Source organism: Runella sp. SP2 (genome assembly GCF_003711225.1).
In the GTDB taxonomy this organism is placed as follows: Bacteria; Bacteroidota; Bacteroidia; order Cytophagales; family Spirosomataceae; genus Runella.
In genome coordinates, this window is sequence record NZ_CP031030.1 from 5,606,841 (window position 1) to 5,627,227 (window position 20,387).

Genomic DNA, 20,387 nt, shown 5'->3' on the forward strand with positions numbered 1-20,387 from the left:
TCGGTTACAACTAGCTGGCATTTCACCCAATGCGGTTGGCTTCTTCTACCGAGGCATCAGTAAATATTTTTTGCTCTTTGTCTTTGTTTTTGTAAGCATATACCAAAAAGATAACCCCTAATAATACCGCAGGGACGCTCAGGATTTGTCCCATATTAAAGGTGAGCTCGTTTTCAAAGGCCACCTGATTTTCTTTGAAAAACTCAATAACAAAACGAAGCCCAAAAACCCAAATTAGGAAGATACCCAACAATAAGCCCTGTGGAGTTTGCGCTTTGCGTTTGTTCCAAATCCAAAACAAAAAAAGACACAGTACCAAGCACGCAATGGCTTCGTATAATTGGGCTGGGTGGCGCGGGTACTGCGTAAACTCAAAATTGTGCGTAAAGACAAAGCCCCAAGGCATTGTCGTTACTTTTCCTACAATCTCCGAGTTCATCAGGTTACCCATGCGAATAAAGCAGCCTGCCAAGGCAACGGTAATCACGATACGGTCAACCACCCACAAAAAGTTGATTTTTTTGGAACGAGAATAAATAAACAAGCCCAACAAAATACCTATGGCTGCTCCGTGACTTGCCAAACCCGCAAACGGAGGTGTAATAACTTGAAGAGGGTTTTTAAGCAGAACCTCGGGTTCGTAAAACAAGAAATGGCCAAATCGTGCTCCTATAACGGTCGTAATCACCATTGTCAATAAGAGCGAGTCCAGTAACGTTTCTTTTAAGCCTTCCTTGCGAAAAATGTGAGACATGATGCGCTGGCCGACCAAAAATCCTGACGCAAATAGCAATCCATACCAGCGAATCGAAAAACTACCAATGCTAAAAATTTCGGGATTAACATCCCAGATGATGTAGCCAAACATAAATGACTGATTTTGAATAAAGGTATCAATGATACTAAAACCTCTACAAAAATCAACAAAGATTATTAGAAGTACATAATGCTTTGGCTCGAAATGTTGAAATTAGCACCTAATCTACCAACAAATTACTGACTATAAGCAAGTTAAATATATACCATTAAAAAATAAGTTCAAATCGGAGGTTGTAAGCAACCTCCGATTTGTTAGAATTCCCACTTACCTTTTTGGTAAAAGTCCATGATTTGACGTTGAAGCGTCAATTCGTAGTTGGAACGAATGGCATTGGCTTCGGCGCGAGCTAGGTTTGCTTTCGCAAGAGTATATTCAAACACACTGGCCGTTCCAGCAGTTAATCTACTTTCGGCGGCTCCAAAATTAGCCCTCAACGACTCCACTTGGCTTTTGGCGGCGGCATAGCGGTCGATGGTCGCGGCCAGCAATTGCGTTCCTTGTTCAATTGCTTGGCGAAGTTGTTGTTTCACTAAACTTACTTGGTTTTCGGCTACTTGTTGCTGCACTTTTACCGTTTCAACGCGGGGGCGAATCTGCCAACGCCCCATGATGGGTACGTTCAAGCCCAAACTCAACGAGCCGTTTCGGGTAGCATCCAATTGTTTGAAATAGCTACGTTCGGCGTTTGATGACGCATAGAAGGCGCCAAAATTCCCCGATAAACTCAACGACGGCAAGTTATTGGCTTTGACAGCCTTGATTTGGCTCGCAAAGCTTCCCAAACGCAATTCACTGCTTTTGATTTCGGGCAACATTTTTACGGCATCTTCATAGATACTTTCAGCACTCAATGTCGTTGCCGCTACATCTCTTGATTCGACAGGGGCAAAAGTAACTGTTCCATCAGGTGGCAAATTCAACAATTGAAATACCGATAAACGGGCCAATTGCTCATTGTTACGGGCCGTTACTTCGTCAAATTTATCATTGGCCAACTGTGCCTTAATTTCGTACAACATATTTTGGCCTACCGTTCCTGCTGATACTTGGCGCTCTACCCGCTCTACTTGCTGCTGCGAAGACGCTACTTGTTCTTGGGCAGCTTTGTGCAAGGCTTCGGTCGCCAAAACTTGTACGTAGGCTTGCAGCAATCGGATAATTTGCTGGTTGAGGGTCGCTTCTTGGTTTTTGATAGCGGCATCCCGCAGGGCTATCCCCTGCTGAATTTGGTGCTGAATCTGGAAACCTTGAAAAAGAGGCATCTGAAAACCAACCCCTACGTAGTTGGTATTATATACTTGGTCGATGTACCCGTTGGTAAAACGGTCGATACTGCGGCCAAAGTTCAGGTTTTGACCCGCATTAAAACCAATCTGCGGCAACTGTTGCGATTTATTTTGCTGCAATTGCGCCGACGCACCCCGCGCTTGTAGTTGGCTCTCGCGGTAGGTAAGGTTATTTTTTTCAAGAATGCTTACGCACTCCTTGAGCGATACCGTTTTCTGTGCCATCACTGAGGTTGAAAACGCCAACGCTCCTATGGCTATTACCAGTTGAATTGTTTTCATTGAATTTCTACCAATAAATATGACTCCCTTCTTTACGAAACCCAGCCGTCTTTCAATCGAATGACTCGATTTCCGTAGGTGGCATTTACTTCTGAGTGAGTTACTTGTACGATGGATACTTTGTCTTTTTCGTTGAGTTCTTTGAACAACTCCATAATTTGCTCGGCTTGTTCAGAGTGCAAATTTCCCGTTGGTTCATCAGCAAAAATGATACTTGGTTCGTGGACAATCGCCCGCGCAATGCCCACCAACTGCTGCTGCCCTCCCGAAAGCTGGCTAGGGAAAAGGTCTTTTTTTGCGACCATATTGAAGCGGTCGAGCAATTCGGCCACCCTGCTTTTCCGCTCCGACGATGATGTTCCTTTGTACAACAACGGAGTTTCGATGTTTTCATAAACCGTCAGTTCGTCAATCAAATGGTAAGCTTGAAAGACAAACCCAATGCGGTGGCGGTGCAGCTCAGTACGTTTTTTTTCACTGAGTTTGTCAACGCGTTCGTCAAAGAAGAAATATTCGCCTTCGGATGGTTCTTCTAACAACCCTAAAATGTGCAAAAGAGTGGACTTTCCTGAGCCTGACGGACCCATGATGGACACAAACTCTCCTTCATTTATGTCTAAATTGATGTTTCGTAGTACGTACGTTTTCCCAAATCCTGCGGGATAATACTTAGAAATACCTTTGAGCTGAATCATGAATTGTGCTGTTGTATAATGTATAGTTTGTACTAATTACACGAGTTGTGCCAGTATGCTATTTTACTGATTACCAAGCATAAAGGCTCACCACAAAAATAAAAAACGTCCGAAAACGGACAACATTTGTACGTCTTCGGACGAAGGAAATATAGCTTTTTTAGGCGTAGGCAAAGCGCATTTGCTCTTTGCCAATTTGCCTTTTGCTTACTTATTTAGCGTAAGCGACCGAGCGCATCTCGCGGATAACGGTCACTTTAATCTGGCCAGGGTACTGCATTTCTTTCTCAATTTTTTGTGAAATATCAAACGAAAGCTTGCTGGCCGTTTCGTCGTTTACAGTATCTGAATTGACAATCACGCGCAACTCACGACCCGCTTGAATGGCGTAACATTTGTCCACACCTGGGAAGCTAGTTGCTAAGTTTTCGAGGTCTTTCAAACGTTGGATGTACGATTCCATCATTTCACGGCGAGCGCCTGGGCGAGAACCTGAGATAGCATCACACACCTGAATAATCGGCGACATCATGCTTGTCATTTCAATTTCGTCGTGGTGGGCACCGATGGCATTGCAAACTTCTGGATTTTCTTTGTATTTCTTCGCCAATTCCATCCCCAAAATTGCGTGTGGCAATTCTGATTCTTCGGGCCAAACCTTTCCAATGTCGTGTAGAAGACCCGCACGTTTAGCCAATTTGGCATTGAGCCCCAACTCGGCCGCCATGGCTGCGCAAAGACGCGCCACTTCGCGAGAGTGCTGGAGCAAGTTTTGACCGTACGACGAACGGAAACGCATCCGACCTACCATTTTCACCAATTCAGGGTGCAAGCCGTGTACCCCCAATTCGATGACGGTACGCTCGCCAATTTCGACGATTTCGTCTTCGATGTTTTTCTTGGTTTTAGATACCACTTCTTCGATACGCGCGGGGTGAATACGGCCATCTTGTACCAAACGGTGCAACGACAAGCGAGCGATTTCACGGCGAACAGGGTCAAAACCCGAGATAACGATGGCCTCTGGCGTATCGTCCACGATAATTTCGCAACCCGTAGCGGCTTCGAGTGCGCGGATGTTACGACCTTCGCGACCGATGATTTTACCTTTCACGTCGTCGCTTTCGATGTTGAATACCGAAACTGTATTTTCGATGGCATGTTCAGAAGCTGTGCGCTGAATCGTCTCGATAACAATTTTCTTAGCTTCTTTGGTAGCGGTAAGTTTTGCCTCGTCGATGGTATTTTTGATAAACGCCGACGCCTGCGTTTGGGCATCTGCCTGAATCGCTTCTACCAATTGCTGTTTTGCTTGTTCGGCCGTAAGGTTAGCGATGCGCTCCAATTGCTCCACCTGCGAGCGGTGCATTTTTTCGGCTTCTTCGCGGCGTTTGGTCGCTACTTCCGTTTGTTGTTCGAGATTTTTACGAAGACCTTCCAACTCATTTTCACGACGTTTGTTCTGTTCCGTCATCTGATTGAGTTGCTGCTCACGCTGCTTGATTTTCTGCTCGTTCTGAAGAATAATCTGTTTCTTCTTGTTTGAATCTTCCTCAAACTCACTTTTCAACTTGAGGTATTTTTCTTTGGCCTCAAGGATACGGTCTTTCTTTATATTTTCGGCCGAAATTTCTGCATTTTTGATGATCTCAGCGGCGCGCTGTTGAGCATCATCTTCCATCTTTTTATTGGCTTTTTTGATGGCAAAATACATGATAGCTGCTCCGACGGCTGCTGAGATGGCAGCATCAAGCAATAATATTGGATCCATTTTTTTGTGCTGTGTGTTTGTTGGTTTAACATATTCCCAACGCCCATCAACGAACGAAGCAAGACTGATTGGTTCAAGAACGATTTCGACAAAAAAGCTGGCTTTAGGGCTATGTTGTCGATTGGAAGTTATTTTGTATCGTGTCTAAATTCTTGAAGACATCTTCTTTCAATATCCTCAAATCATAGTCGCCTTTTAAGCGTGCTACCGTAGCATCAAGGCAGACCATCGACAGTATTTCTTCTAAATTTACTTCTCCTTTTTTATTTGTCATTCGATATTCTATTTGCTCTGTCACCAGTTTGGCGGCTTTCCGTATCAATTCTTCCTCAAACTCAGAGCTTGTACGAAGTTCAAACGATTTGTTACCAATTGTGATATTGATAGGAGGCCGTCTTTTTTTGGATTCCATTGGTGTCAAATCAAATAGTTCGTAACAGCGTTATCGTTTCCTCTATGTATCGAATGTAATCGTCCAATTTGCTATTCAGTTCCGTTATCGCGTTGGCGTTTTTCGGGTTTTTTACAATTATAGACAATTGTTTGAAATTATTTAACTTTTCCTTCAAAGAAACTTCTTTTTCTCGCAATTGTTTGTTTTCTGTTTTTAATGCTCTTAACTGTTGTCGGGTTTCTTTTAGTTCTTCACTTTGTTTTTCGTGCGCCTTTTCGAGCTGTTCAAAACGCATTTTTAGCTCGTCGTGCGTCACTTTTTCAAACTGTAAAGTAACTTGCAACGTATTGATACGCTGTTCTATCTGGCGAAACTGCGTATTGAGTCGTTCCAGCACATCGCTATTGCCATACGTTACAAGTTTCCGTTCCAAGTCTGGCATCGCTTAGTACTATTTACGAATCACTGCTCCCAACTCTTTCTCAAAAGCCATCATAAGCTTTTGCATCGTTTTGTCAATCACCTTGTCGGTGAGTGTCTGTTCCGTGTCTTGAAGGGTGAAGCTCACCGAGTACGATTTCTTATCCGCCCCGATATTTTCACCTTCATACACGTCAAAAACGTTCACGTTCGTCAACAAATTGCGTTCATATTTTTGAGCCAACTGACGAATCTGTTCAAAACTCACCGTCTTATCCAACACCAGCGACAAGTCGCGGCGTACTTCGGGATATTTTGAAACCTCTGTAAAGCGAACTTTGTCTTGGTATTGTTTCAACAAATACGCCCAGTCGAAGTCAGCATAAAACACAGGCTGCTTGATGTCGAGCATTTTGGTGTGTTTGCCTTTTACTTGTCCAAAGCTCACCACTGCTTTTTTCTTTACGGTATAAGTAAGGCCGTATTCAAAAACCGTTTTATCCTGAATCTCTTGTTTTTCAACTCCTTGCACTCGGAAAGCGCTGAGCACCAAATGTACCATAGAGGCTAAATCGTGGAACGCCAGCTTTTGGTCTTTAGCGACCCAACTTTCTGCTTGTTGGTGTCCTGCCATCAACAACACAAGGTGGGCAACGTCTTTGTATTTGCCTTCTACTTTGTGGTAGGTTTTTCCAAATTCACAAATCTTAAGGTCGCGCTGACGGCGGTTGAGGTTGTAGGCCAACGTCTCTAACCCTGAGAATAACATTGTCTGACGCATCACCGACAAATCTTCGCTCAATGGGTTGAGCATGACCACATCTTCCCCAACCAAACTTGCCCGCACGGCTTCGTTGTAGGCTGGTTTGGTGAGCGAATTGGTCATGGTTTCGTTGAAGCCATTTCCTGCTAAGATATTGGCAATGCGTAATTTTTGTTTGTCGGGATCCACCAACGGGAAGCCCGAGAGGAAGTTGGCCGACAAGTGTTCCGACAACTCGATGTTATCGAACCCATAAATCCGCAAAATTTCTTCCACAATGTCTGCCTCACGTGTCACATCAACGCGGTAAGGCGCTACCGATGCCAAGAAACCTTCGGGCGTTTCGTTTTGGATTTCGATGTCGAGGCTTGTCAAAATCTGCTTAATCAAGTCGCGATCAAGCGATTTTCCAATCAAGCGGTCAATGTTGCGGTATTTTACGGCTACCTCGTGGTTCGGAATCGGGTTAGGATAAATATCCACCACTTCCGACGCAATGTGTCCACCTGCTACTTCCAGTATCAGCAATGCCGCCCGTTTGAGGGCATAAATGGGCATGTTAGGGTCGGTTCCACGCTCAAAACGGAAAGACGCATCGGTTTTGAGGGTATGGAAAGTACCCGTTTTACGAATCGACGCTGGAGAAAAATAAGCAGATTCTAAGAAAATCGCGGTTGTATTTTCGGTCACCCCTGACTTGGTTCCCCCAAAAACACCACCGATACACATGGGTTCTTCGGCGTTGCAAATCATCAAGTCACGCTCAGACAGCTTGCGTTCTATGCCGTCGAGGGTCACAAAAGGAGTTCCTTCGGGTAGATTTTTCACGATGACTTTATTGCCCGTGATTTTCGACGCATCAAAGGCGTGTAGTGGCTGTCCTAATTCGTGGCAAATGAAGTTGGTGATGTCCACGATGTTGTTAATCGAACGTACGCCCACCGCTTGCAACTTTTCTTTGAGCCACTCGGGCGACTCACCCACGGTCAATCCTGCCAAGCAAACACCCGCATAACGTGGCGCAGCTTCGGTATTTTCGACGGTTACTTCAATGGGTGACGGAAGATTGGTAATGGGCAACTGGTCGAATGCTTCCACCGATGGTTTGGTTAACTCACGTCCCCAAACAGCTTTCAAGTCGCGAGCAACACCAAGGTGCGACGCCGCGTCGGCACGGTTAGGAGTGAGACCAATTTCAATCACGTAGTCGGGCAATACGCCAAAATACTGCGCAGCAGGAGTTCCGTTGGGCAAATCGGTGTCTAGCACCATGATACCCGCGTGAGAATGACCGATACCGATTTCGTCTTCGGCACAAATCATCCCTTCCGACGGCTGGCCGTAAACTTTACGTTTTCCAATCGTAAACGGCTCGCCTTCGGTAGGATAAATGGTTGCCCCGACGGTAGCGACAATCACTTTTTGTCCCGCCGCCACGTTGGCAGCTCCGCAGACAATCGTGCTTGGTTCGCCTGCGCCAGTATCAACGGTGGTGAGGTGTAATGTTTTTTCTTTGACAGTAAACGGCTCGCAGGTGAGAACTTCTCCTACCACGATTCCTTCCAATCCGCCTTTGACACGTTCGACGGGGTCGATTCCTTCTACTTCCAAGCCCGTTGCGGTCAATAATTTACCAACTTCTTCGGGAGACTCCTGAATATCAATGAGTTGTTTAAGCCAATTGTAAGAAATTTTCATAGATTACCCAGCCCCCTGCCCCAATGGGAAGCTCTTTTATGGTACGTACAAATCCCCCTTTGGGGTGAGGGGCTTTATTTGTAACGCAAAATTAGGGGTTTTTAGGGAAATTTATGACTTTATAAAGTGGGTTGTTGTGGCCAAAGGCGCTGTATTACTCTGACCGCAGCGAATCAACGGGATTTCTCAGCGCCGCTTTGATGGCTTGATAACTGATGGTGAGACAGGAAATAAAAAGCATCAGTAGGGCGGTATAACCAAAAATAGGCCACGAAACCTCTATCCGATAGGCAAAACCCTGCAACCATTGCTCCATAAAATAATACGCAATCGGCGAAGCTACCACCACAGATATTAAGACCAACTTTAAAAAAGAATTGGAAAATAAGACCACAATACTAGGTACCGAAGCGCCCACTACTTTACGAATTCCTATCTCTTTGGTACGTTGCTGAATGGCCAAGTGCGTCAATCCAAACAAACCCATGCCGCAAAGAATGATTGAAAGCAAGGTAGCGAAGCCAATGATTTTCTGCCAACGCTGTTCCTGAAGATAATCCCGGTTGTTGAGTTCATCCATAAAATTATAGGCATACACGGCGTTAGGCAGGGCTTTTCGATAAATACGTTCAAAGGCCGTGAGGGCTTCTTGCTGTCGATTTTTGTCAATTTTAAGCCAAATACCACCATAATACACGTCGTTGGTAGCCATTACCAAAGGTGGGATTCGTTCGCGCAATGACCCAAAATGAAAATCTTTTACTACCCCCACGATTCGCGCGGGTGTTTTCAGAAAAAAGTCTTCCGTAGTCACCAAAGCGCCAATGGGGTTTGTCAGACCCGCCTCCCTCACAAACGACTCATTCACAACCACTTCTACTTTACTCGAATTTAAAATAGTTCTCCCTTCTTTTAAACGAATCCCCAACACTGCCAAGTAATTCGGGTCAATGTTTTGATACGTACTTTTTACCGTGCGTTGATTCACCTTGGCTTTATAATTAGCCCCTCGCTCTTCTCCAAAAGAAATTTGCACAATGGATGGCTCTTTGGCTACTTCGTTTCGAATGAACTCCGCCAAGGGTTTGGTTTCGCGGTTACCACTGATGTACGTCCGAATGACTTGGTACGGATTATAACCTAAATCTTTGGTACGCACGTAGTTCATTTGTTGGTAAAAAACAATGGAAGCAATGAGCAAAATAGCCGCTAACGCAAACTGAAGAACCACAAGGCTTTTTCCGAAAAACCCACTTCCCGATACTTTTTGCTTTCGGTATAAAACTTCGGTAGGATTGAACTTGGAAAGCACAAAAGCAGGGTACAAACCCGCCAACAAAATATTGACCATCAAGACCCCACTGAAGACAAAGAAGAGTTTCCATTCAAAAACTTCGGAGAGAAGTATTTCCTTGTTGGCCAACTGATTGAACACAGGCAACAGCACCAAAATAAGCACAAAAGCCAGAAAAAACGCCGCCACACACAGCAAGGCGGATTCGGCTAAAAATTGAACAATAATTTGCCTTTGGCGGCTGCCTGTTACCTTGCGAATCCCCACTTCTTTGGCCCTTTTGAGCGAACTTGCAATGCTGATATTGACAAAATTGATACTTGCCATCAACAGCATAAACAAAGCTATCCCCAAAAAAATATAGGAATAGAGCGGATTGCTGTAATTGATGGCGCCGCCTTCCCCGCCCGTTTGAAGTGGGTACAAATGAATATCAGTAATAGGTTGAAGCCCATAGGTAACCTGGGGATCGTGGCCGTTTTCTTTGATTTGTTCTTTGGCGAGTCGGGCATGAACTTGGTTGAATTTCTTACAAACCAACGATTTGTCGGCTTTGGGATTCAGCACGACAAACGTACCGAGGTAGGCATTTAGCCAATAGGTATCCGTAAAGCTCAATTCCATAAAGCTGAACGGATGCAGCACATCAAATTGAATGGACGAATTTTTGGGAGGATTTTCCACCACACCCGAAATCACCAACGGTTTCCCCAAACGGTCGGCCGAAGGGTCAGCTTCCATGTGTAAAAGTTGGCCAACGACGTTGGTAGAATTGAAAAATTTCAGCGCTGTTTTTTCGGTAATCACCACCGACCCCACATCGTTTAACACTGTTTTGGGGTTTCCGTGAAGGAGTTTAAAGCTAAAAACATCAAAAAAATGACTGTCCACAAACAGCAACTGTAGTTTCAGGGCTTTGCGGTTGGTGCGAATATCCCCAAAAATAGCCCCTCCCATGATTCTGACATAGTCTTCGATTTCGGGCACGGACGCTTTGAAAGCTGGGCCTTGTACTTGCCCCGTTCCTCCCGTGGTTTGAGGATCTTCGCCTTTGTTCTGAACAGCCGTTGTCGTAATTCGATATAAATGAGGGCTTTTTTGATGAAAATTATCAAAGCTATGTTCATCTCGGATGTATAAAATCGCCAACAACACACAGCTAAGTCCAAACGCCAAACCAATGGTATTGATGGCCGAATACAGCCGATTGTGCCAAAGGAGGCGCAGCGCGATTTTGAAGTAATTGCGTAGCATGGAAAAAAAACGGTTATCAGGGTATTTTAAGAAGCAGCCACTTCCAGGCGATAGCCAACACCGTGAACGGCCACAATTTTTAGGGAAGTGTCCTCCTGGAGTAATTTTCGTAGGCGAGAGACAAAAACATCAATACTGCGCCCCACAATAATGCCCTCGTCTTCCCAAACCGATTTTAGAATAAACTCTCTTTCAAGGAGTTGATTCTGATTTTTCACAAACAAGTGGAGCAATTTTGCCTCGCGGTAGGTCAGGCTTTGTTGTGTGTTAGCAATGTAAAGCATTTGATTTTCTAAATCCATACTCGATGCTCCAAACGTCAGTCGTGCAGGTGCAGGTTTTTCAATCGGCTGTTCGTGAAGTGTTTTAATGACTGACGCAGTGGTCATTTTTTTTCGCGACCATACCCCGTACGAAATGCCGACCAAGACCAAGCCTAGCCCTAACGTCCACCAAACGGGATTCGTTGAGGAGGGAGAATTGGCAGAAAGTGCAAACGTTACTTTTACATTATTGCATCCCAAAAGTTGCTCACGCCCAATGCAAGCCACTTCTTTACTTTTGGAATAATCTAAAAAGGTATATCCTAGTTGCAGTTCATTGGTTTTACAGTCGATGACCGCTACATCGTAGTTGATTTTGATGCCATGAAGGTCAAAAGATTCTTGCAACAAAGATGGTAACTGACTGTAATTGAAGGCCCTACTTAGTTGTAATACATAGGTACCTTCCGCTGTTTTTTTGACCGCAGTAATGCGAGACGTAGAATCACCACTTGCCAATAAAAGGCGATGTCCTGTACGGCGAAGTGCCAGATTGACTTTCTCCTCAAATCGTTGCGAAGTGCTCGATTCGGGGGCAGAAGTAAACCAAGCAAACCGCCCAAACAGCAAGCTGATGACCAACAATGAAGCCCCAATTGCCAATTTCCCCGTCATGATTTCCATAAGTTCTGTATCAAATTTAGTAGAAATAGCTTACAATCAGTAACGTACTACCAAGGGCCGTTTTTTTTCACTTGATAAAAGCGCTTGCCATCAAAACGATAGAGCCCTTGTCCCGTACCCCACCACATGTTTCCTGATTTATCCTGATACATACTTTGAACACAGCAAGTGAGTCCGTCTGCTACTGTAAACACGGTAAATGCTTTAGTATTCGACAAGGAAACAGAAGGGTCAAAGCGCGTCGTGCTGCCTCGGGCGGTAATCCAAACAATACCTGATTGCTCAATGATGATTCCCCAAAACTCCGTTCCGCCTAATCCGTCTTTGGACGTGTATTCGGTAAATCTTTTTCCCACTTCCTGTTTTGGGTCGTATTTGCAAATGCCATTTTTCATGGTAAACCACATATTACCCGCTTGGTCTTGGGCAATTCCTCCCGCGTAGTTCTCCCCCAATAGTTCTTTTTCGGCCACATGAGTAATAGCATTATCCCCTTTCTGTTCAGGGTCATAACGAAAGACCCCCTGATTAGAAGACGCAAACCAGATGTTACCGCTTTTGTCCTCCATGACGCCAGCAACGTTTACAGTAGCAAGTTCTTTAAACAATGAAAAACTTTTTCGGCCCTCGCTATCGGCCACAGGGTCATAGCGGTAAACGCCGCCATGCGTACCAACCCAAACCGTGCCCGATTTATCAACAAGAATGCCTTTTCGAGTAATGTCAACGTGGTTCAGGCCATCTTTTTGATTATAATTTTTAAATCTTTCCCCGACTGCCCGTCTGGGATCATACTTATACACGCCTTGGTCGGTGCCAAACCACATATTGCCTTCTTTATCTTCATTGATGGCATAAACGGTTTGGTTATAAAACCCGTCGGGATTGGAAAAGTAGGTCAAGGTTTTTTGATCGTACCTCACGACGCCTTCCCCTATGGTACCAAACCATAAATTCCCTTTTGAATCCTGAAAAATACTTCGGATGTATTGGCTGACCAGAGTCGTGTCAAAATCGGGCGCCAACCCCACAGACTTAAAGTTTTTTATGATTTTGGGGCTTGGTTTGGACGTATTTGAGCCTTTTTGTGTGTTTGTTTTTTCTTGTCCGCTGCAAGATGTACAAAAAATAACCACAGAGACCAAGGCATAAATAGGAAGGTATTTCATCATTTTTTTGAGACGTTAAAAGGGGCGCTATTTTTTTCTAATTTTATTTTTTACCCGCAGAAAGCCGCAGAATTACAAACGCTGATTCTCGCTGAAAAAGGGCTTTATATGGTCATTAATCAGCGCCTTCTGCGACTTTCAATCGGCGTAAATCAGCGGGTAATAGTTAAAGAAAGCTGCCTAGCAATATAGATTGTTGGCTTAGTTAATATCTTCGTTCAAAAGACTTGCCATTGAAACGATACACACCATTGGGACCTCCGCCAAACCACAATTCACCCGCTTTGCTTTTGTAAATAATCCAAGTAAAGTCACCATCCAGACCATCTTTTTGAGTGAAATTTTTCATGGTATGCCCATCGTATCGCCACACAGCTACAGGGGTTTTTTCCATCATATTGATACACGCCTGGTCCACCTTCAAGTTTATTGTAACCCGCAGTTTCATCCCCTTTAAACCAAAGGTCACTATCCGTTAATTTCCACCCGTTTTTTGAATCATATTTTTTTTCATTGTAAACAGTCATTTTTTCACCATCATATCTACTTAACCCAATTCCACATTCAAACCAGATGATACCATTTTTATCTTCATAAATACTTCTCACCTGGTTGTCACTCAATCCGTTTTGGGTTGTAAAATAGTGCAACCGACCATTCTGAAGCATACACACACCTTCGTTATGACTGCCAAACCAAATATTTCCTTTACTATCTTCTAAAATTGAACGAACTCCTTTGGTGTATTTCAACCGTGTGGTGCCAATTTGAGAATGAACAACAGGTTTTGTCTATCTGATTTTACTTTCATTGTAAAAGTGTCTTTTAGTATGACCTACAATAGAAATGATATTGATTAATGATATGACAAATGATTTTAAACTCAACGATTCATATTATTTCTGACCCGCTGCATTCACTAGATAAATCAATCCTGGACGCAACGAACAGATTCTGCGTAAGAAACAGAGGCAGGAAAACGGAACGCTTTTGTTTTAAGTGGTTTTTCCCCTGGGCCACCATAACTGAAGTTCCATCCCCAGGCTTTACCCTCCTCACCCGAAGGTGTGGACGTCCACCAAAAACCCATAACACTCATCACCTCATAAAGATTATTTCTACGAATACCTGCCGGATGACCGTTAAACCCGCTGCTGTTAGTACCGTTGCCGTCTTCCGCCCAACCTTTGACGCTTTTCAGGGCTTCGCTGGCCTTGTCCATTCCACCGAATTTAGTCACCAGCATAGACCATTCGCTATCCGTTGCTAAATGCCAACCGCTGGGGCAGGCTTTTTTCGCGGCTTCCCAAGTGTAAAGCAAGCCGAGCTCTTTTCGATTGCTCTCTTTGTCATCATAAGCGTAGCTCTCCTGCACTTTGTAGTTCAGGTTTTGGGCCATCCAAGTAACTATGGTATCGGTCGAAGCATTTTTAAAGCTGAACGTTTTATACGTTTGCCCATCGCGTGAGTCGGTAAAAGTGCCAGTGGATTGGGCAATGCCTGCCTGAGTAAAAAACAAGACAACAAGTAGCGTAATGGTGTGCTGTTTTACCATATATACTTCGGATTGAAGCTACGTGGTCAGACGGTAGTCAGACCACGCATCCTACTCTGGGGTCTGACTACCGTCTGACCCCTTCAATGCCTAACAGCCATCGCCATTTTGAGCCGTCACTTTCTTAAAATTAAGAGGGAAAAGGTATTTGGTAAATACCACTTTAGGCTTTTGATTTTCGGCCGCATTTCCTACGGTTTCTACCACCAACGCGTCGCCAAAACGTGCCCGTGACACCAAAAACCCAATTTCAGCTTCGTATTGCTCTTTTCCGTTGGTTTGTCCTCCAAAACTCACTTTTTGGTCACCGCGTTTTAGGTAAATACGGAAAGGCATTTTTGAATCTGACTCTAATGAATTTACGGTCAAAACGCCACTGCTCACGGTCGATAGCTCCGTTTGGTTCAGTGGTTGGCCGTCTAAGCGCAAAGCCACGGTCATTTTAGCGTCGTTGGTCGAATTAGTGGTTGGAACAGCGGTGGTTGCCGCTACGAAAACGAGCATACCGAGGGCAGCAAGTCCAATAAATGATAGTGTTTTCATGATTGTAAAGAGGTTTGATAGTTAGTGAATTACGATTTCATTATGAGGGAGTGCGTAGGAGTCTTTTAATGTCAATAGCACGATTGCGTCTCCTTTGTTGCACTTTGAAAGCACGTTTTTGATGTCCACTTTTTGGTACACTTCTTTCGAGAACATTGTCAACGTTTTGCTGTTTTTGTCCCGAATCGCCACCATGAAGTCAATCGCTGCCGTTTGGTGCCACTGGTTGTTTTCGTAGGTCGCTTCAGCCACCGAAAGCGTCCCCTGCGCGTCTTGCGTCAAGGCACACTTTCCCGTGGGAGAATAGTCATCGACTACCATCCTATTATCAATAAAAACCGCCGAACAATTTGAAAATTTGGTCTGCGCTTGCCCTATCAATGACGCGCCCACGAAGCCCGCCACGCACCACATTCGTTTCAGTGTTTTCATTCTCTTTAGGTTGTTTATAGGTGTTTACTCCTTTGATGTTGACAAAGGTATTTTCACCCACAAAATCTTCTAAATTTTTCCCGTAAAAGAATGTAAACGAAATGTAAAAGTTTGTTATTCGACTTTTATCGAATGCGTAGGGTTTGATAATGAAGCTTTTATGGTTTGCACACTTACCAGAAGAATGATGACAATTCCGAAACTTCCTGCCACAAACGCAAACGATGTCCAGCTCATTTCGACCCGATAGGCGTAGCTTTGAAGCCAATTTTTCATACTCACAAACACCAACGGAAACGCGACTGCCATCGCCAAGGCCGCTACCACCAAAAACTCCCGCAAAAACAAGCCCACCAAACTCGCAGGCGAAGCGCCCAAGACCTTACGAATTCCGAGTTCTTTGGTACGACGCGTCACACTGAGCGACACCATGCCGATGACTCCTAACAATACAATGATAATGGCCAACAAGGTAGCCGTGTGGGCAGCTTTTTTGAGGCGAATTTCGGTTTGGTAGAGCTTTTGAAGCATGTCGTCCAAAAACTTATACTCAAAAGGAGCGCCAGGGAGTAATTCTCGCCATTTGTGTTCTACCGCCGCAACACCCGCTGCCACGGTAGCAGGCCGCAATTTGAACGAAAAGTAGCGATAGTTATTCAGGGTTTTGAGGTGAACGAAGGCCAATGCTCCCACTTGGTCGCGCATGGATTGAAAATGAAAATCTTTGGTGACGCCCACGATGTGAAAAATTTGTCCAAACCCTACCAAACGCACTTGCTGACCAAGGGCATTTTCGGGCGTAAAGCCGAGTTTTTTAGCCGCCGATTGGTTGATGACGAGCGGTACTTGAGCACCTATTGCTGGATTTTGCCCAAAATAAATCCCGCTCGCCATCGGAATTTGGTAAGTTTGGGCGTAATGTTCGTCGGTTTGCAACACAGGCATAAACGTCGCTTGAGTAGAATCCTGCCCCAGCTTAAAAATGCCCGACTGAAACCCCGTACGTCCGTCGGGGATTTCGTACGACAACGATACCTCGCTCACCTGCGGCAAACGCGCCATTTCATTGCGAATGGTTTCCATTTTGGCCACGCCTTTCGCCGACCAATCGCGCGGGACAGACGCCCACACAATCGCCTCTTTGGAGTATCCCAGTTCTTTATCGAAGAAATAATTGACCTGATTCGTGATAATCACTGCCGCTCCAAACACAAACATCGCCACCGAAAACTGACCTACCATGAGCGAATATTTAAAAAGGCGGTTTTCTTTCACGTTTTTGAGCTTGCCTTTGATGGACTCCACCGAGGGCAAAGAAGAAAGCACAAACGCAGGATATGCTCCCGCCAAGCCACCTACAAGTACCCCTAAACCGATGCCTGCCGACAAAAAAGCCAATGGGGCATCAGAAAAATGAAGGAGCTCTTTTCCCAAAAACTCACTAAACGATGGTCGTAAAAGTTCGTACAAGCCCCACGAAACAACCGTGCTGAACAGGGCCAAAATGGTTGATTCGGCCAAAAACTGCCGCATCAATTGGGTTTTTGTACTTCCAAGCGACTTCCGAACGCCAATTTCCTTGAGACGTGCCGCCGAGCCACCCATCGAAAGGTTGACGAAATTGACCACGGCCATCAGCAAAATAAAAAACGCAACCAAGCTCAAGGTAAGTATTGTCTTGTTCACGAGTCCGTTGTTGTCTTCGCGGTAAAGTGTGGAAAGGGGGGTAGGAATAACTTCGATGTTTTCTTGAATGACTTTGGACGAATGGGTGGCTATCAGCTGTGCAATCGCTCGTTTTAACGCGGGAAGGGTTGCTCCTGCTCGGAGTTTTACGTAATTGACCACATACACGTTGTCCCAAGAGGTGATAGCTCCGTCGCGGCCAAAGAAGGCCAAGCTCCTCAGCGGAAGTAAGATGGGGGTTTCGCTCGACACAAATTGCGTCACGGAATTGTAGGGGATATTGGCCAAAACACCTGACACCATGAAATCGCGGCGCTCGCCCGAAAATGACTCAATTTGAAGCGTTTGGCCCACGACGTTGGTTTTTCCGAAATATTTCAAGGCCGTTTTTTGCGAAATCACCACCGAATTGGGCTGACTCAAGGCTGTTTTGGGGTCGCCGTCCAACAACGGAAAACCGTACATCGACAAAAGTGTAGAATCTCCCAGCTGAAGGTCTTCTCGGAAATTTTTGTCACCCTTTGACACCACCGATGTCACACCATCAAAGTGATAATAGTCTTCTACCAACGAAGGGAAATTTTCTTTCAAAGCCTTGGCCAGCGGCGCAATGGTCGTGATTTCGATGCCCATGTTGGGCTGTTTCCATTTCGATTTGAGAATGTACTGTCGGTCGAGGTCTTTTAGTTCGGCGTTCACCCGCCATTCTCCCCAAACGTAGCTTCCCATCAGCATCGTAAAGGTAATGCCCACTGAAAGCCCAAAGACGTTGATGATAGCGTATAACTTGTTCTTTTTCAGGCTGCGCCAGCCGATTTTGAAGTAATTCTGAAGCATGGTTTTGTACGTTTAAAATGGCACAGCAAGGTACGTACAAAACGCATTGACGGTCTGTTAAAAAACCTTAATTGTTTGAACATCGTAGATACGTTGCATGCAACGTATCTACGGAAAATCATTCTGATTTCAACGATTTTACGGGATTCATCAACGCTGCTTTGACCGACTGAACGCTGACTGTCAGCAAGGCCACCGCCAATACCCCAACGGCAGTAGCCGCTATGACCCACCAACTGATTTCGGTCTGGTAGGCAAACTCTTGCAACCACTGACGCATCAGATAATACGCGACGGGCGTGGCCAACACGACCGCGAAAGCAATCAGCTTGAGAAAATTGGTTGAGAGCATTACCGTAATGCTAAGCACCGACGCCCCCAACACTTTACGAATGCCAATTTCTTTGCGGCGGCGCTGTACGTTATAAGCCGTCAATCCCAAAATACCCAAGCACGAAATCGCAATGGCAAACACGGCAAAAATGCCAAACACTCGATTAAACTGGCGCTCATTTTGGTATTGGTGGGCAAAATTTTCGTCCAAAAACCAGTAACGAAACGGCTCTTCGGGGTAGATCTTTTTCCATGCCAATTGCATTGCACCAAGCGACGCTTCCAATTGTCGTACATTCATTTTTAGGGTCAAATATCCCAGCTCTTGCGGCGCAAAACAGTAGTAAAAAGTAGGCTTGGGTGCACTTTTGAGCGATTCGATGTGAAAATCCTCTACGACCGCCCCTACCGTCATGGAGGAATTATTCTCGCTATTTTCGTAGGCAATTTGTTGACCAATAGCCGCTTCGGGCGACGGAAAGCCGAGCGCCTTTCGCATGGTTTCGTTGATGGTAATGGTGTTAAATCGCGCTACGCGGTCAGGGAAGAATTGATGTTTTCCTGCCAACAGCCGAATCCCAAACAAAGGGAAAAAGTCTTGGTCGGTTTCCACAAAATAGGAAGTAATTTTGGCAAAATCAGGTTTCTTTACCCAATGAAGCGGACGGTTGCTTCCCGCAATCGTGTTGATGCCCAAACCTGGAACGATGTTGGACGAAGACGCGCCTTCAATCCCTACAACCTTTGCACATTCCGACTTAAAAAGCGCTAGTTTTCTAAAAATAGTACTGTCTCGGTTGTCTTCAGACGCAGGTACTTTGACCGACACCAACTGGTCGAGTTGTACACCAAGTTCGTGGTTATTGAGGAAATGTAACTGCTTTTCAATCACCAAAACGCCAAAAATCAGCCCCGCCGAGCAAGCAAACTGAACCACCACCAAGCTTTTGCGAAGCGTTTCGGTATTGCCCGCCACAAATCGCCCCCGCAGCACTTCCACGGGTCGAAACCCCGAAAGCTGCAAGGCAGGATACAGCCCCGCCACAAACCATATTAGGACAATAAACCCAATACTTACGCCCCAATATACCCCATCGACGGTGTTACCCGCCGATAAGTCGCGGCCAACGATGCCTCCAAACCAATCGGTTGACAGCTGCACACCTACTACTGCTGCCCCGAAGGCCACGCTGCTTATAACAAAGCTTTCCCACAAAAATTGTTGAGTGAGCGTGCCACGGCTTGCGCCCAGCACTTTTCGTACGCCTACTTCTTTGCCGCGTTCGTTGGCAAGTGCCGTTGTTAAGTTGATGTAATTCACAAAAGCAATCACCAATATCACCAAAGCAATGATACCCAAAAACTGCACCGTGCGCGCGCTGCCGTTGGGTTCGAGTTCGTAGGTAAGATTGGAATGGAGGTGAATGTCTTTAAAAGGCTGAATCACAAGTTGGATTCCTTCTTTTTTGAGAAAGGTTTGGTTGATTTCGGTTAATTTTTTGGTCACCCCGTCGGTCGAAGCATCGGGCGCTAGTTGGAAATAATTATAGTCCCAGTACGACTCAAAGTTGTCTTCGTGCCCCCGCGCGTACCGCGACGCGTACGACACCAACATGTCAAACTTGAGGTGGGTGTTTTGAGGTGGGTCTGCCACCACTGCCGTCACGGTGTAAGTTCCTGCTAGGCGACCATCTTTGAGACGCAGCCCTTTGCCAACTACCTGTTCATTCCCAAACAAGCGCTTGGCCGTCGTGCTGGTCAAAATGACCGTATGAGGTGCCGTCAGGCAATTTTGGGCGTTTCCTTCCACGATTTTTTGGGGAAACATGCGCAAAAACCCCTGGTCGGTGGCGTAATAACGACGAATATCAAAAGGCTGATTGCCGACTACGACCGTAGCTTCGGGCGTATTGCCACAGTACAAACGAGCGTAATCGACCACACTTGGCACGGTTGCTTTGAGGGTAGGCCCTACGGCGCTGTGCGTGTTGGCGTCTTGGTTAACGACCGTTTTCCCATTGAGGGTTTGGTTATACACCCGCCAAATCGACCCCGCGTGTGGGCTTTGTAAATCGTACGTTTGTTCGTAACGCACGTACCGAAACAACAACAAACTCGCCGCCATTCCCAACACAAGACCCGCAAAATTGATGGCGGTAAAAATCGGTTGCTTCCGAAGCAAAATTTTGATGTAGTGTAGTAGCATGA

Annotated in this window: 17 protein-coding genes; all 17 read right to left on the minus strand. The window is 45.5% G+C overall.

The features are described from left to right. Positions 1–22 precede the first annotated feature (22 nt). A complete protein-coding gene (gene lgt / locus DTQ70_RS22640) occupies positions 23–868 on the minus strand; it encodes a prolipoprotein diacylglyceryl transferase (RefSeq protein WP_122932916.1) in 846 nt (281 codons plus the stop codon). Positions 869–1,071: 203 nt separating this feature from the next. Then, positions 1,072–2,388, minus strand: coding sequence for a TolC family protein (locus DTQ70_RS22645; protein WP_122932917.1), 1,317 nt, complete (start codon positions 2,386–2,388; stop codon positions 1,072–1,074). Between the two features lie 32 nt (positions 2,389–2,420). Continuing rightward, entirely contained in the window at positions 2,421–3,083 is a 663-nt protein-coding gene (locus tag DTQ70_RS22650) for an ABC transporter ATP-binding protein (RefSeq protein ID WP_122932918.1), read from the minus strand. Between the two features lie 211 nt (positions 3,084–3,294). Next, complete coding sequence (gene rny, locus DTQ70_RS22655; RefSeq protein ID WP_409050432.1) at positions 3,295–4,797, minus strand: ribonuclease Y; 1,503 nt, start codon at positions 4,795–4,797, stop codon at positions 3,295–3,297. A gap of 166 nt (positions 4,798–4,963) precedes the next feature. Continuing rightward, positions 4,964–5,266: a cell division protein ZapA gene (locus tag DTQ70_RS22660; RefSeq protein WP_122932920.1), complete on the minus strand. Its 303-nt coding sequence runs from the start codon at positions 5,264–5,266 to the stop codon at positions 4,964–4,966. 10 nt (positions 5,267–5,276) lie between these two features. Next, positions 5,277–5,681: a hypothetical protein gene (locus DTQ70_RS22665; RefSeq protein WP_164490162.1), complete on the minus strand. Its 405-nt coding sequence runs from the start codon at positions 5,679–5,681 to the stop codon at positions 5,277–5,279. 18 nt (positions 5,682–5,699) lie between these two features. After that, complete coding sequence (pheT, locus tag DTQ70_RS22670) at positions 5,700–8,129, minus strand: phenylalanine--tRNA ligase subunit beta (protein WP_122932922.1); 2,430 nt, start codon at positions 8,127–8,129, stop codon at positions 5,700–5,702. 154 nt (positions 8,130–8,283) lie between these two features. Then, the gene (locus DTQ70_RS22675; RefSeq protein ID WP_122932923.1) at positions 8,284–10,677 is read right to left on the minus strand and encodes an ABC transporter permease; all 2,394 of its coding nucleotides are present in this window, start codon (positions 10,675–10,677) and stop codon (positions 8,284–8,286) included. A gap of 26 nt (positions 10,678–10,703) precedes the next feature. Beyond that, entirely contained in the window at positions 10,704–11,624 is a 921-nt protein-coding gene (locus DTQ70_RS22680; protein ID WP_229599991.1) for a winged helix-turn-helix domain-containing protein, read from the minus strand. Between the two features lie 47 nt (positions 11,625–11,671). Next, positions 11,672–12,796 carry a two-component regulator propeller domain-containing protein gene (locus DTQ70_RS22685; RefSeq protein ID WP_229599992.1) on the minus strand — a complete coding sequence of 375 codons (1,125 nt, stop codon included), beginning with the start codon at positions 12,794–12,796 and terminating at the stop codon, positions 11,672–11,674. A 202-nt stretch (positions 12,797–12,998) separates the two neighbouring features. Beyond that, the gene (locus DTQ70_RS30845) at positions 12,999–13,142 is read right to left on the minus strand and encodes a hypothetical protein (RefSeq protein ID WP_164490163.1); all 144 of its coding nucleotides are present in this window, start codon (positions 13,140–13,142) and stop codon (positions 12,999–13,001) included. Beyond that, complete coding sequence (locus DTQ70_RS22690; protein WP_229599993.1) at positions 13,105–13,545, minus strand: two-component regulator propeller domain-containing protein; 441 nt, start codon at positions 13,543–13,545, stop codon at positions 13,105–13,107. The genes DTQ70_RS30845 and DTQ70_RS22690 overlap by 38 nt, the downstream gene beginning before the upstream one ends. Before the next feature lie 176 nt (positions 13,546–13,721). Continuing rightward, positions 13,722–14,348: an FISUMP domain-containing protein gene (locus DTQ70_RS22695; protein WP_122932926.1), complete on the minus strand. Its 627-nt coding sequence runs from the start codon at positions 14,346–14,348 to the stop codon at positions 13,722–13,724. A 90-nt stretch (positions 14,349–14,438) separates the two neighbouring features. After that, entirely contained in the window at positions 14,439–14,891 is a 453-nt protein-coding gene (locus DTQ70_RS22700) for a hypothetical protein (protein ID WP_122932927.1), read from the minus strand. 21 nt (positions 14,892–14,912) lie between these two features. Beyond that, positions 14,913–15,323, minus strand: a complete 411-nt coding sequence (locus DTQ70_RS22705; RefSeq protein WP_164490164.1) for a hypothetical protein — start codon at positions 15,321–15,323, stop codon at positions 14,913–14,915. Between the two features lie 114 nt (positions 15,324–15,437). Then, entirely contained in the window at positions 15,438–17,846 is a 2,409-nt protein-coding gene (locus tag DTQ70_RS22710; protein WP_122932929.1) for an ABC transporter permease, read from the minus strand. Positions 17,847–17,964: 118 nt separating this feature from the next. Beyond that, complete coding sequence (locus tag DTQ70_RS22715) at positions 17,965–20,385, minus strand: FtsX-like permease family protein (protein ID WP_122932930.1); 2,421 nt, start codon at positions 20,383–20,385, stop codon at positions 17,965–17,967. Positions 20,386–20,387 lie beyond the last annotated feature (2 nt).